General features: G+C 61.0%; 15 protein-coding genes and 1 pseudogene. All 16 read left to right on the forward strand.

Annotation, left to right across the window (positions count from 1 at the left end):
* Positions 1 to 55 precede the first annotated feature (55 nt).
* The 16 genes and pseudogenes from P9A16_RS17680 (at position 56) to P9A16_RS17755 (ending at position 13,962) form a co-directional block, all read left to right on the forward strand.
* Complete coding sequence (locus P9A16_RS17680; protein WP_077548380.1) at positions 56 to 1,174, forward strand: alpha/beta hydrolase; 1,119 nt, start codon at positions 56 to 58, stop codon at positions 1,172 to 1,174.
* Positions 1,175 to 1,211: 37 nt separating this feature from the next.
* On the forward strand, positions 1,212 to 1,814 hold the full coding sequence (locus P9A16_RS17685) for an HdeD family acid-resistance protein (protein ID WP_077548381.1): 603 nt from the start codon (positions 1,212 to 1,214) through the stop codon (positions 1,812 to 1,814).
* Between the two features lie 312 nt (positions 1,815 to 2,126).
* A complete protein-coding gene (locus P9A16_RS17690; protein WP_112585277.1) occupies positions 2,127 to 2,975 on the forward strand; it encodes a universal stress protein in 849 nt (282 codons plus the stop codon).
* A gap of 73 nt (positions 2,976 to 3,048) precedes the next feature.
* Positions 3,049 to 3,570 carry a DUF1269 domain-containing protein gene (locus tag P9A16_RS17695; protein WP_077548383.1) on the forward strand — a complete coding sequence of 174 codons (522 nt, stop codon included), beginning with the start codon at positions 3,049 to 3,051 and terminating at the stop codon, positions 3,568 to 3,570.
* Between the two features lie 241 nt (positions 3,571 to 3,811).
* Complete coding sequence (locus P9A16_RS17700; RefSeq protein ID WP_278025891.1) at positions 3,812 to 4,516, forward strand: hypothetical protein; 705 nt, start codon at positions 3,812 to 3,814, stop codon at positions 4,514 to 4,516.
* 3 nt (positions 4,517 to 4,519) lie between these two features.
* Positions 4,520 to 5,053: a hypothetical protein gene (locus tag P9A16_RS17705; RefSeq protein WP_112585281.1), complete on the forward strand. Its 534-nt coding sequence runs from the start codon at positions 4,520 to 4,522 to the stop codon at positions 5,051 to 5,053.
* Complete coding sequence (locus P9A16_RS17710; RefSeq protein WP_112585283.1) at positions 5,050 to 5,856, forward strand: RnfABCDGE type electron transport complex subunit D; 807 nt, start codon at positions 5,050 to 5,052, stop codon at positions 5,854 to 5,856. The genes P9A16_RS17705 and P9A16_RS17710 overlap by 4 nt, the downstream gene beginning before the upstream one ends.
* Positions 5,849 to 6,667, forward strand: a complete 819-nt coding sequence (gene nqrC / locus P9A16_RS17715) for an NADH:ubiquinone reductase (Na(+)-transporting) subunit C (protein WP_112585285.1) — start codon at positions 5,849 to 5,851, stop codon at positions 6,665 to 6,667. The genes P9A16_RS17710 and nqrC overlap by 8 nt, the downstream gene beginning before the upstream one ends.
* Positions 6,664 to 7,323 carry an NADH:ubiquinone reductase (Na(+)-transporting) subunit D gene (locus P9A16_RS17720; protein WP_112585287.1) on the forward strand — a complete coding sequence of 220 codons (660 nt, stop codon included), beginning with the start codon at positions 6,664 to 6,666 and terminating at the stop codon, positions 7,321 to 7,323. Before nqrC ends, P9A16_RS17720 begins: the two co-directional genes overlap by 4 nt.
* The gene (gene nqrE, locus P9A16_RS17725; protein ID WP_112585289.1) at positions 7,320 to 7,922 is read left to right on the forward strand and encodes an NADH:ubiquinone reductase (Na(+)-transporting) subunit E; all 603 of its coding nucleotides are present in this window, start codon (positions 7,320 to 7,322) and stop codon (positions 7,920 to 7,922) included. The genes P9A16_RS17720 and nqrE overlap by 4 nt, the downstream gene beginning before the upstream one ends.
* Entirely contained in the window at positions 7,919 to 9,139 is a 1,221-nt protein-coding gene (gene nqrF / locus P9A16_RS17730) for an NADH:ubiquinone reductase (Na(+)-transporting) subunit F (protein ID WP_112585291.1), read from the forward strand. Before nqrE ends, nqrF begins: the two co-directional genes overlap by 4 nt.
* Before the next feature lie 4 nt (positions 9,140 to 9,143).
* On the forward strand, positions 9,144 to 10,118 hold the full coding sequence (locus tag P9A16_RS17735; RefSeq protein WP_162707403.1) for an FAD:protein FMN transferase: 975 nt from the start codon (positions 9,144 to 9,146) through the stop codon (positions 10,116 to 10,118).
* 161 nt (positions 10,119 to 10,279) lie between these two features.
* Entirely contained in the window at positions 10,280 to 10,675 is a 396-nt protein-coding gene (locus P9A16_RS17740) for a CBS domain-containing protein (protein ID WP_112585295.1), read from the forward strand.
* 34 nt (positions 10,676 to 10,709) lie between these two features.
* Positions 10,710 to 11,372 (forward strand): nitroreductase family protein, encoded by a 663-nt coding sequence (locus P9A16_RS17745; RefSeq protein WP_162707404.1) that lies wholly within the window; start codon positions 10,710 to 10,712, stop codon positions 11,370 to 11,372.
* 70 nt (positions 11,373 to 11,442) lie between these two features.
* On the forward strand, positions 11,443 to 12,411 hold the full coding sequence (locus tag P9A16_RS17750) for a calcium/sodium antiporter (protein ID WP_112585299.1): 969 nt from the start codon (positions 11,443 to 11,445) through the stop codon (positions 12,409 to 12,411).
* Positions 12,412 to 12,859: 448 nt separating this feature from the next.
* Positions 12,860 to 13,962 (forward strand): annotated as a pseudogene (locus P9A16_RS17755) (IS3 family transposase).
* Positions 13,963 to 13,980 lie beyond the last annotated feature (18 nt).

Genomic DNA, 13,980 nt, shown 5'->3' on the forward strand with positions numbered 1-13,980 from the left:
TTGTTCCGAAAGGCGCGATGGTTCCACAGCACTAGACATTGTTTGGTTTCAGTAAATGCGTGAATTCAGTCTTCGACTTGTATTTCTTCTCCTGACAAGCCTGCTTTCAGCCTGTGCCGGGCGTCCGGGCCCGGAACTGCTTGCCCAAACGGCTGAAACCGTCCAGGGGGCGAAGCTGACTACCGTCTATGTCGCAACCACGCGAAAGCGCGACGCGGCCGGTGTCTACACGACCGGGCGCAGCCGTGAGGTCAGCTACATCCGCTACAGGATATCTATCCCGCCGGGTCACAAGGCCGGCAATGTCGAGTGGCCGAAATCGAAGCCGAACCCGAAGACGGACTTCGTCACCGTAGACCAGCAGCTCCTCGACGCGGTGACATTCGAGGCCGAAGTCACGCGCAAACGCAATGACAAACCGCCAAGCGTTGGCGTGTTTGTGCATGGCTACAACACCAATTTCACCGAGGCCGTCTATCGCGTCGCACAAATGGCAGCGGATGCCGGCACTGGCGCCGCTCCGATTCTGTTTGCCTGGCCGTCCGAAGGGGCTCTGAGCGGCTACGTCGCGGATAAGGATGCGGTGACGTTTTCGCGCGACCAGTTGGCGGATCTGCTCACCACGCTTGCAGCCAAGCAGACGCAGGGACCGATCACGCTCGTCGGCCACAGCATGGGAGGATGGCTGACGACGGAAGCGGTGCGCCAGCTTCGGCTTACAGGCAAGGATGCGGTCATCCGCCGACTGCAGGTGGTGCTCGCGGCGCCAGACATCGACGTTGACGTGTTTGAAGCGCAATTGGCGGCGATAGGGCCACTCAACCCGCCCATGACCATCCTTGTGTCCAGGGACGACAGGGCACTGCAGGTGTCGGAACTTCTATCTACCGAACGTCAGCGTCTGGGCAGGATCGACGTGACGGATCCTAAAATCGAGGAGGCAACGCGCAAGGCGAATGTACAGGTGATCGATATATCGGACGTCGAGGCCTCCGATAGCTTCAGACACAATCGTTTTGTCGGTCTCGCCGCGCTTTATCCGAAACTCTCGGCTCGCAATGGCGCTGGCGACCCGCAAAACATCAGGCAAGCCGGAGCTTTCGTGTTCAATTCCGCCGGTGCGGTTCTTTCAAGCCCGTTCATACTGGCTGGCAAGATCGTCGGCGGCAACTGACACGCGTGAACACCCGCAGTTCCAGGAGGAAAAACCCATGACGACCATGAACTTCAGAATGCTCGATTCCACCGATCTGCGACTGTTACGGTCGCGATGGCAGTGGCTGTTGGCCGCAGGCATAGCACTTCTCTTGATTGCGTTTGCCGCCCTGTCCAATCTTCTGCTGGCGACAGTCGTTTCGGTGCTTTTTGTGGGCGTTACGATGCTGCTGGCCGGTGCGGCGCATATCGTCTTCGCCGTTCAGATGAAGCGTCGGAGCCATTTGCTCGGGTTGATCGCAATCGGCGCGTTGTATGTGTCGGCGGGCCTTGTCACATTCTGGAATCCGGTATTGGCATCCAGCGTCCTCACGCTGCTCATGGCGCTCAGCCTGCTGGTCGCAGGCATTGTCAGATTTGCCGCAGGTCTGGCGGTTCGACCTGTTTCGGGTTGGGGCTGGCTGGTTGCGGCAGGCGCCACCACCGTCCTCGTTTCAATGGTCATTCTGATGGGCTGGCCCGTCAACAGCCTCTGGATCATCGGCGCGCTGCTGGCGATCGATCTGCTGATCACCGGTTGCGGCCTGAGTGCATTGGCGCTTGCACTGCGGCGATCGCCGACTTCAAGCGAGATCATCGATAAACGACACAGAGCCTGAGGTCGTCATGAAACAAGTAAAGTCGTTCACTGTGGCGGTGCGGAAGAAGCGCCGGGTGCAGAAACATCAGACGAATTGTGAGTGGCCTGCTCCGAGCACAGTCGCAGAGCCTCACCCGACGAACGAGATTGAGGCGCCAGAAGGCATCAAGCCCGAGGAGACCTCATCCGGTCACCTGTCGCGATCGCGCAGGAATTGAATGCAGGCTGGAACTGAGCCAGGGGACATATCTCCATCGGTCTTATCATCAGCTGTTGACTAATGATAATCGATCGTTAAGTTGGTCAAGCAGGCGGGCGACGGGGAGATGGAATGAATACGCCAAAAGATATTGTCGTTTATATCGACACAGCGGAAGCTTCTGTCTGCCGGGTCTATATCGATTATGCTGTTTCACTTGCACGTGTATGGGATGCACACGTCGTTGTTGCTTTTGTGCCGGAAGATTTGATCGCAACTCCCTCGCATGGCTTCGCCCGGGGGGCTGCGATCGACAGCATGATAACCGCTTTCGAGAAGCGCCGACACGACGCCGAAGAGCAGCTTCGGAAGATCCTTTCGGAGATTGCCTCCGCCAGCGGTGTAAACTGCGAACTGCGGATATGTTCTCATGAAACGGGCGAAGCGCTCATGTTGCACGCCCGGCATGCCTCTCTGGCCATCGTCGGAACGGGGCGAGATCCGGCTCGTGCGGAGACAGCTCTTACGGTTTCGGAGGATATCATCTTTGCCTCCGGTCGACCCTCGATCCTTTTGCCTGCCACCTGGCCAGGTGACAGCGCCATCCCCGAAACCATCGTGATCGGATGGAATGCCAGCCGGGAAGCGGCCCGCGCCATAGCGGATTCAATGGCATTCCTTACAACTGCTCGCGCCGTTCACGTTGTTGTTGTTCCCGAGCCCAAGGTTGCAAGGCTTCTGGGGGAAGATCCCGGAAGCGATATCGCTCTCCACCTCGCACGCCACGGGATCAGGGTGACGCTTGACCGACTGGAAGGCGACAATGCCGGTGATCTTATTCTATCCCGGGCAGAAGAGCTTGGTGCCGATATGATGGTCATGGGCGCCTACGGGCAGTCCCGGATCACCGAATTCGTTTTCGGTAGCGCAACTCGTACCATTCTGGCCAACCCGACAGTCCCGATCTTTCTCTCGCGATAAAGACTTATCGCTGGGCAGGGCAGGTGGCCCGGGAAGCTACGGAAAAAGTGATGACAACACAGGAGAACAAAGCATGTCCGATCTGATAGTCGTCGGTTTCGATACGGTTGATGAAGCCGACAAGGTGCTTCTCAAACTCGCCGCCCTGAGAAAAGAGTATCTGGTCGATCTGGAGGATGCCGTCGTCGTCGTTCGTGACGGCGAAGGCAAGGTTCATCTCAAGCAGAGCCTTAATCTGACAACCCTTGGGGCGGCGTCAGGCCTGCTGTCGGGCACGTTGTGGGGCGGTCTGGTGGGGCTTTTGTTCCTCAATCCGCTTGCCGGCATCGCCATCGGTGGCCTGACGGGGGCTGGTGTTGGCGCCTTGTCCGGCTCGCTCGCTGACTATGGCATCGACGACACGTTCATCAAATCTCTTGGCGAAACGATCCCGAACAACTCCTCGGCATTGTTCGTGCTTGTCCGAAAGGTGCAGCCGGAAAAGGTGCTGGCGGAGTTCGAGGGGTTGCGCGGTCGTGTACTCAAGACGTCGCTTTCGCCGGAACAGGAAGAGAAATTGCGAGCCGCACTTTCGCAAACGGTTACAGGCTCCTGACGGATATTGAACGGCCCTGTCGTGAACGATCAACCGAGCCCGCGCCGCTCGGTTGATCGCAGGATAAAGGTACCTGCAGCGATACGACCTATAGCGCATATCACAGTTACCCAGATCGCTTTGCAAATTGATCATAATCAATGGCACTGCCGTCGACCTCCATAATCTTATCGGAGGCCGTCAATGTTTCGGGCGAAACCGGGTTGAGTTGAACATAATCGGAGGGGCGTCAGTATTGCAGGTGAGGGTAAAAGGCGGCATCGATCTTCGGTGGGAAGGCAAACCGGCAGAGACGATCGACGAAGAAGTTGCGGTTCGCTCGGCTGCGCTTCTTGGCGATGACTATCCTGACCTGCGCCCCATCTTCGACGTCGCGGAAGGGCAATGCGTGCTAGCGGGGCAGCGGCTTTTTACGGACCGTCGACGCCCCGACCTTAGCTACACTGCCCCCCTTTCCGGAACGGTCCGGGCAATCTCACATGGCCGGCGCAGAAGCCTCGATTCGATCGTCATCGATATTGATGGGGATGATGGCATCCGATTCGACCGGCCCGCGCAGCCGGATCGAGAAGCAATGCAGTCGCTTCTGATGACGAGCGGTTGCTGGCAGTCCTTTCGCACTCGCCCGTTCGGGCGGATCGCCGATCCCGCAAAAATCCCCGACGCGATCTTCCTCACCGCCATGGACACGGCGCCGCTGGCGGGCGATCCGGCGCCGGTCATAAAACGCTTCGAAACATGGTTCCGTTTGGGTGCCGCGGCGCTGTGCCACCTCACCGACGGCCCGGTTTACATCTGTCATGGCAATGATGCGTCGCTACCTGTGGTGGACGGCACCAAATCGGTCGCCTTCTCCGGCAGGCATCCGGCAGGACTTGCAGGAACGCATATCCATCACATTCACCCTGTCGATGCCACCCGGATGGTCTGGCATATCGGCTATTAGGATGTGATCGCGATCGGCTGTCTTCTGGATACGGGCCGGATCTGGACGCAGCGCGTCGTCGCACTGACGGGCCCGGGAACCCGCACGCCGCGTCTGGCTCTTGTGCCTCCAGGAGCCAATCTGCGCGATCTGTTCGAGGGCACGCTCGTGAGCCCCGCAGTCCAGTTGTTGTCAGGCTCCCCACTCTGCGGCATGGTCGAGCACTTCCTGCGGCGCTATGACGTGCAGGCCACTGCCATGCCGCACGGACATCCAGCCCGCCGCTCCTTCGTCGCCCGTTACCTTACCTCATCCGGTGAGCGGTTTCCTGCGCCGCTTATCCCCAACGCCGTCCATGAGCGGGCCGCACCCTGCGGGATCCTGCCTGCGCCGTTTCTGCGCGCTATCAGCACCGGCGATGTGGAAGCGGCCGCGAAACTCGGGGCGCTGGAGATCGTCGAGGAAGACCTCGCCCTGCTCGGCCATGTCGACGGTTCCGGCACGGATTACGGAGCCTTGCTGAGGGCGACGCTCGATGAGCTGGAGAAGGCGATATGACCGCTTTTCTGCAGGATTTGCGCGCCGGGCGCTTCGCACATATCCCATTGGCCAGCGCGGTTATGCCCGCGCTTCTGGGCCTGATTGCGCCGGTTGCGCTCATACTTTCCTTCGCCGGTTCAGCCTTCGCCATACGGCTATTGCTGGCTCTCGTCGTGACGGTCGGCTGGCAGTTTGTTTTCGCCCGCGTGCGAGGCATCGGGATCGGGCTCGACGGCATAATCACCGCCACCCTGATCGCGCTCCTCGTTCCTGTCGACGCGCCGCTTTGGCAACTGGCTCTGGGGATCAGCTTCGGCGTGGTGATCGCCGAACAGGTGTTTGGCGGACGCGGACGCAATTTCGTGCATCCGGCAGTCGCGGCACTGGCTTTCCTGATGTTCTCCTTCACCGATTTCGATTATCGGACTGGTCCCGACATTCCTGTCGCCGCCCTGGCGCCGGCAGCGCTTCTCCTGCTCCTCAGCGGGCAGGCGTCATGGCGTCTGCTGCTTGCCATTGTCGGTGCAATGGTCTTGTCCAGCTGGATGCAGGGTCAGGACGTCGCGTCTCTCCTGCTCTCGGGCGCCATCGGCTGCGCTATCCTTTTCCTGGCGGCAGATCCGGTCTGCTCCGCCGCCACCAATCCCGGCCGCTGGGCACAGGGGATCTTGACCGGCCTGCTCATCGGCCTTTTCTCGCAGGCCGGCTCGGCTTTCGGAGCCGCGATCTTCGCCATCCTGATGAGCAGCATCTTTGCGCCGTTGATCGACTTCCTGGTCGTGACCGTCCATGTGAAACGGAGGGCGAGGCGATATGGCTGATACCCCTCCCGGCAGCCGTCGATCAGGTCTCTGGCGCGGCTTTCTGGACCGGCCGAACACCGATCGCGTCAAGACGATCGGCATGTCGCTGCTGGTGGCCATCGGCTGCGGCGTGACCGTCTCGGTCGCGACTGTCACCCTGCGTCCGATCCAGCAGGCCAATATCGCCGCCCAGCAACAGGGCCGCATGGTCGCAATGCTGGAGAACCTGCCCGGGATCGGCGAGATATTAAAGGAATCCGGCGCGAGCGGCGTCGAAACACTCGTCATCGACCTCGCCAGCGGAACGGTCGCCGCCGATATCGACCCGGCGAGCTTCGATCAGCGCGCCGCGGCGGCGGATACTGAAAGAAGCACGACCGTACCACGCGCGGACGACCTCGCGGGTCTCGGCCGCCGTGAGAATCACGCGCTCGTCTACCTTCTGCGCCGCGGCGACGATCTGGCGCTCGTCGTGCTTCCGGTTCGCGGCGCGGGATATCAGTCGACCATCCGCGCCTATCTGGCGCTGGAAGCCGATCTCGACACGGTCGCCGCCTTCACTGTCTACGAACAGGGAGAAACGCCGGGCCTCGGCGCTCGTATCGCCGAGGATGGCTGGCAGGCGCAATGGGCGGGCAAGCGCATCTTCGACGATGGCGATTTCGCTATTTCCGTGGTGCGCGGAAATGCCAGCGGCCCCTACGAGGTCGACGGCATCTCCGGGGCCAGCGTCACCGGCTATGCGATCTCCGACATGCTCGAATTCTGGATGAGCGAGCACGGCTTTGGACCTTTCCTCGACAAATTGAAGAAAGGAGAAATCCGGTGACGATCGCCTTCCGCAACCTGACCGACCCTCTCGTCGACAAGAACCCTGTCACCGTGCACATTCTCGGCATCTGCTCGGCGCTCGCGGTCACGACATCGATGTCGACCGCTCTCACCATGTCGATCGCCCTGACCGTCGTGCTCGGCCTTTCGGCCGGCATCATCAGCGCGATCCGCCGCCATATCCCGTCCTCCGTCCGCATCATCCTGCAGATCACCATCATCGCCTCCCTGGTCATCGTCGCCGACCAGTTTCTGCAGGCCTTTGCCTATGAGATGAGCCAGCGGCTGACGGTGTTCGTGTCGCTGATCGCGACCAACTGTATCGTGCTCGGCCGCACCGAAGCCTATGCGCTGCACAATCCAGTGTTACCCAGCATGGTGGACGGCGTCGGCAACGGGCTGGGCTACAGCCTCGTCCTGCTGACGGTCGCGGCGATCCGCGAACTGTTCGGCTCGGGCAGCCTGTTCGGCATCGGCGTGCTGCCGCTGGTCGCCGACGGCGGCTGGTATCAGCCGCTGCGCCTGATGCTGCTCGCACCGAGCGCCTTCATCATTCTGGGGCTTCTCGTCTGGGCCGTTCGCAGCCTGCGACCGGCCCAGACGGAAGCGCCCGAGTTCGAGCTGCGCGAGCAGGAAAGGGCGGCGGAGACATGATCGAACTGTTCCAGCGCTCCATTTTCGAAGAGAATCTGGCGCTGTCCTTCTTCCTCGGCATGTGCACCTTCCTCGCCGTCTCCAAGCGCGTGGAAACGGCATTCGGCGTGGGCGTGGCGCTGATCGTGGTGCAGTCGATCAGCGTCCCCTTGAACTATCTGCTGCATGCCCATGTTCTCAGCGCAGGTGCACTCGGCTGGGCCGGCCTGCCGGATGTCGATCTCGGCTTCATGCGGCTCATCACCTTCATCGGCATCGTCGCGGCGATGGTGCAGATCATCGAAATGCTGCTCGATCGCTACGTGCCCGCTCTTTATAGCGCGCTTGGCATCTACCTACCGCTTCTCGCCATCAACTGCGCCATCATCGGCGGCAGCCTGTTCATGGTCGAGCGGCAATATGACCTTGCCGAAAGCACGGTTTACGGCGTCGGCACAGGCATCGGCTGGGCGCTTGCGATCGTCACGCTGGCGGCGGTCCGCGAGCGATTGCGCTACGCCAACGTTCCCGAAGGCTTGCAGGGCCTCGGCATCGCCTTCATCGTCACGGGCCTTCTGTCGATGGCGTTCTCCGCTTTCGTGGGAGTGCGCGTGCTATGACGGAGATCCTGCTCGGCATCGGCTTCATTTCCGTGCTGCTCGTCGTACTTGCAGCTCTTGTCCATACGGTCCGGGACTATCTGCTGCCGTCACGGCCTGTCGCGGTCACCGTCAATGGTAAGCGCGAGATCGCGGCTTTGGCTAACTTCAAACTGCTCGACATCCTTAACGCCAACGGCGTCGCCGTACCCTCGGGTTGCGCGGGCGCCGGAACTTGCGGCTTGTGCCGGGTGAGCGGGGTTTCGGGAACAGGCGACCCGCTGCCGACGGAGCGCGCTCGACTTTCGCCTGCCGACGTTCGGGCGGGAACGCGCCTCGCCTGCCAGATCGTCGTGCGAAACGATGTCGCTGTCACCGTGCCGGACGAGGTCCTCGGCATCACCACGATGCAATGCCGCGTGGCGTCATCGCGCAGCGTCACACCGCTGATCAAGGAAATCGTGCTCGCCCTGCCGGAGGGTGCGCAATTCGACTTTCGCGCGGGCAATTTCGTTCAGGTCACGGCACCTGCCTACCGCCTCGACTTTTCCGACATCGCGCTGGAGCCGCAGCACGCCGCCGAATGGAAGAAGCTCGGCATAGACAAGCTCTCGTCACAGAGCTCCCAGTCGGTCTCTCGCGCCTATTCTGTCGCCAGCCGGCCCCGTGATGCTGGCCTGATCGTCCTCAACATCCGTCTGGCCACGCCGCCGCCTGCCAAACCGCAGGCGTCTCCCGGCATCGTTTCGTCGTGGCTGTTCGGGCTGCGCGAAGGCGACGCCGTCGAAGTTGCCGGTCCTTACGGTCACTTCGGGGCTCAGGACAGCGAGCGCGAAATGGTCTTCATCGGCGGCGGCGTCGGTATGGCCCCCTTACGTGCCATCATAACGGACATGCTTGAACGGCAGGGAAGCCGGCGCAAGATCAGCTTCTGGTATGGCGCGCGCAGCCGGGGTGAACTGTTCTACGCCGAAGAATTCGATGAGCTTGCGCGACGCTACCAGAATTTCCGCTGGGTGCCGGCTCTATCGGAGCCTGCCCGTAACGACGCCTGGGAAGGCGAGACGGGCTTCGTCCACGACGTCGTCTTCAAGGCCTATCTCAAGGATCACTCGGCGCCGGAGGACTGCGAATATTACCTGTGCGGACCGCCACTGATGATCGAAGCCGTCTACGCGATGCTCGATGAATGCGGCGTCGAACGCGAAAGCATCTTCAATGACGATTTCGGGATCTAGGAGCATGAAGACTCGGCGCGACATTTTGCTTGGACTGGGTGGCCTGGCTGGACTGATGTCCATGGCGTCATTCGCGTGGGCCGATGCTGGCGATTTGGTGCGCATCTCCGGTCGCGCCTTCGGCACGAGATGGCAGGTCACCGTACCCGCTGACGCCGATGCCGGTGGGCTTGGTGCGGACCTGCGAAAAATACTGGCGGGGATCGATCAGTCGATGAGCCCGTTTCGCGCCGATTCTGAGCTTTCTCAATTCAACCATCGCTCGAGCACTGCACCGTTCGCAGTCTCCGTTCCATTTAGAACCGTCGCTGGCAAAGCCCTGGAGATCGCGCGGTTGACCGATGGCGCGTTCGATCCGGGCGTCGGGCCAGATGTCCATCGTTACGGTTTCGGGCCGATCGCATCGGGGCAATCCGGTCCTCATATCGCTTTTGCCCTCGGCGCCGAAGGCCTATCCAAGGCGGAGCCGGAACTGTCGCTCGATCTGTGCGGCATTGCCAAGGGCTACGCCGTGGACCGGCTTGCAGAACACCTGGCTGCGCAGGGCGTGCTTGGTTTCCTGATCGAGGTGGGAGGTGAAGTCTCTGCCCGCGGCCGGAGACCTGACGGCGCTCCCTGGCGCGTGGGCATTGCAGATCCGCTACGCACGGGCATCCATACGGCACTTCCCTTGACAGACATGGCGATGGCCACCTCGGGTGACGCCATCAACGCCTATGAGATTGCCGGCCGCCGCTACAGTCATACGATCGACCCCGCCACCCGCGAGCCGGTTCACAACAGCGTTGCCTCGGTTTCCGTCCTGGCCCCGACGGCGCTGGAGGCCGATGCATTTGCGACAGCGCTTCTGGTGATGGGGTCCGAACGCGGCCTTGCCTTCGCCACCGCCAATCGTCTGCCCGTGCTTTATCTGCTGCGAAACCCGGACGGCCTCGAAGTCAGAGCCAACAGGCTCTTCGTCGATCACGGGAGGGCATGAGACATGCAGACGGTTATCGCCGCCATTCTTCTGACCGGGGTCGCCATGCTGGCGCTGTCCGCCGGCCTTCTTGCCGGCCGCGCGCCACTGAAAGGATCGTGCGGTGGCGCGGCCTGCGGCGGCAAGTGCCAAGCGTGCGAAAGACCCGGAGGAATGAAACGATGAAGCTCGACACGGTTGCCGATCATATGCGCACCGACCTGATCACGCTGACTCCGGACATGGAAATCGTGCGCGCCGTCTCCGTCCTGATGCAGAACGAAGTGTCGGGCGCATGCGTGATCGACGACGCGGGCGATCTCGTCGGCGTCCTGTCGAAGCGCGATTGCCTGAAGGCCGCGCTCAACGCCTCCTATTACAAACAATGGGGCGGCAGCGTCGCCGACTATATGAGTACCGAGCTCGAAACGCTCGATGCGGGCATCGATATCGTCGAAGCCTGCGAGCGTTTCGTTGCAAGCTCGTTCAGACGGTTCCCCGTTGTTCGCCATGGCCGCCTTGTTGGCCAGATCAGCCGTACCGACGTCCTCAATGCCCTTTCGCGGCAATGGACATGAGCTGACACTCTTCACAAAAAGGAAAGGACAGATCATGACACAACAGCTTTCGAGAAGGCTTTTTCTCGCCGGAACCAGTGCCGCCGCATCCGCTGGCATCGTCGGTGCGGCCAACGCACAGACGCCCGCAGGCGGTGCCGCCAGTGTCTCGGTGCAGGAGGCTCTTAAGCAGCGCCGCTCGACAAAGCGCTTCGGGCGTGCCGACGTTCCCCGCGAAACAGTGCTGGAAGTCTTGTGGGCAGCCAATGGCGTGAACCGCCCGGACGAAGGCAAGACCACAGCACCCGCCTGGCACGGCTCGAAGGACGTCGACATCTATGTCGCCCTCGAGGATGGCGTCAGCCTCTACAATTCTGCTGCCAATACACTCGAAAAAGTGTCCGATGCGGATATCCGCGCCGATGTCAGCCCCACGGCGTTCGTGCGGCGTGCACCGGTCGTGCTGATCTATGTTTCGGACGGCGAGAAGCTGGCGGCCGCCGCCGGCGATATCGCGACGTCCGCGCCAGAAGAACTGGTCATCGCCGCACGCGTCAACTCGGCCATCATGGCGCAGAATGTCTATCTGTTCTGCGCCGCAGAAGGGCTCGGCACGTGCCTTTTGGGTACCGTGGACCGGACAGCCGTCAAAACGGCGTTGAAGTTCCCCGATCATCTTACCGTGACATATATCCAGCCTGTGGGTGAGATCGGCTGATCCGGGAGGTGGTCGCAGACCGGAACGTGAGCTCAGCTGCTCGTTCGGCGCTCGCGCCGGAGGGAATGCTGTGACGGTCGCAATTATCTGGTCGGTAGCTGGCCTGCTGGCTCTCGTCGGCGGAGCCGAAATGCTGGTGCGGGGCGGTTCGACGCTCGCGCGCCAGCTTGGCATTTCACCGCTGGTCATCGGACTTACAGTCGTCGCATTCGGAACGAGCACGCCGGAGCTTGCCGTTGGCATCGATGCCGCCCTGTCAGGAGAGGGAGGATTGGTGGTCGGCAACATCGCCGGCACGAACACCTTCAACCTGCTGTTTATCCTTGGCTTGTGCGCGCTCCTCAGACCCGTGGTCTTGGAGCCCGCCTCGCTCAGGTTTGAGCTTCCTGCAATGGTTGTCGCCGCAGCGGCCTTCTGGGCTTTAGCAGCAGACGGCTCCCTATCGCGGACCGAGGGCATCATGTTTCTGCTTGGCGGGGTCGGCTATACGATCCTGATCGTCCGGAGTGCGCGCAAGAGAATCTCCCAGGCCGAGAAAGAGTTGCCTGCCCTGCCTCGTAGGGTGCGGGAGGATCCGCACGCAGGATCGATCAGCGCAGTAGCCATGGTTGTCGGGATTGCGATAATCGTTGCAGGCGCCGACTGGCTCGTCTGGGGATCGACCGAACTCGCCCGCCGGCTGCAGGTCTCCGAGGCCCGCATCGGCCTGACCATCGTCGCTATCGGCACGTCGAGCCCCGAGCTCGTGACGACAATCGTCTCGACGATGCGCAACGAACGCGACATCGCCGTCGGTAACCTTCTCGGCAGCGGCTTCTATAACATCGCTGTTATCCTGGGCCTGACCATGTTGGTTCCAGGCAATCCGATGTCGGTGGAGGACAACCTGATCTCCGTCGACATCCCCGTCATGGCGGCGGCCACGCTGCTTTGTGTTCCGGCCTTTCTCAGCGGCAAGAGACTTTCCCGGGCCGAAGGCGCGGGCTTCGTCTGCTGCTACATCGGATATTTCGCTTACCTTATTCTCGCTCGGGGTTGATTTTGATGAGGCTGTATACGAATTTTGAGCGTAATCGACTCGTTTTGAGACGTATTGAATTGACCTTCGAAAACTGCGGACAAGGTAGCAACTACGCGTTGCGCGGGCAGATATTACAGGTCATGCGTCTGCTTCGAAGAGCAAGTTGTGATGTTTGCCCGTCCCCGCAACCATCTTTACTTGCTCGGGGCGCAAGTGAAGATTAGATCCTGCCCCCGCAACCACCGATACTAACAAACCCGTCGCATCAGCGGCGGGTTTTGTCGTTTTGGCAGCCTTTCCAATGGCTTGCCGCTCAACCCAATTGAGGATCGTGCCAAGTTCACCATGCAGCGTGGCGAGAATCTCGCCCCGTTCCGGGCTGGGCTGCTCTGATCCCAAAAAACTGGATCGTTCATAACTGGAGTTTTCCGCGTTAAATTCCCGGCTGGGAACAGGAGCGGAAGCGATGAAGGCATCGAAGTTTTCGGACGCTCAGAAAGCGTTCATTCTGAAGCAGGGCGATGACGGGGTGCCGGTGGCAGAAATTTGCCGCAAGGCGGGCATCAGCCAAGCGACTTATTTCAATTGGCGCAAAAAATACGCTGGGCTACTGCCCGACGAGATGCGCCGGCTGAAGGCTCTTGAGGACGAGAATTCCAGGCTCAAGAAGATTGTCGCAGATCTGACGCTGGACCGCGAGATGTTCCAGGACGTCATCCGGCGAAAGCTCTGAGGCCTGTCCGCCAGCGAAAGCTGATCGACGGGATGCTGGTGGATTGGGGCATATCGATCCGACGGGCTTGCAAGGTCCTGAGGTTCGATACGTCTACTTACCACTACAAGCCCCGCCGAACCGGACAGGCCCCACTCGAAAGACGCATCAAGGAGATTTGTGAGACACGCGTGCGGTATGGCTACCGGCGTGTCCATGTTCACTTGCGCCGTGATGGATGGAAGATCAACATGAAGAAGACACGCAGGATTTACAGCGAGTTAGGACTTCAGCTGCGCAACAAACATCCCAAGCGCCGGGTGAAGGCGAAGCTCAGAGACGATCGCCAGGAAGCGGTCGGGCCGAACGACGTCTGGGCGATGGACTTCGTTCACGACCAGCTCGCGACAGGCAAGAAGCTGCGCATCCTGACCGTGGTCGACACGCACTCGCGCTTCTGCCCTGCAGCCGATGCCCGCTTCACCTACCGAGGCGAGGATGTGGTCCAGACATTGGAAGGCATCTGCCGGCAGGCCGGCTATCCCAAGACGATCAGGGTGGACAATGGTAGCGAATTTATCTCCCGCGATCTCGACCTGTGGGCCTATGCCAACAACGTCACCCTGGACTTCTCGCGACCCGGCAAGCCGACCGACAACGGCTTCATCGAGGCGTTCAACAGCAAGCTGCGGTCCTAATGCCTGAACGCCCACTGGTTTCTGAGCCTTGCGGATTCGCGCGAAAAGTTGGAGACTTGGCGTCGATACTACAACGAAGAACGTCCTCACTCGGCGATCGGGTATAACGTCCCGATTGCCCTGCACAATCCCGGCGGCGCAACCAGCCCGTCATCGTGATCAGAGCCGGAAAACTCC

The organism is Shinella sp. 838 (assembly GCF_029623935.1).
In the GTDB taxonomy this organism is placed as follows: Bacteria; Pseudomonadota; Alphaproteobacteria; order Rhizobiales; family Rhizobiaceae; genus Shinella.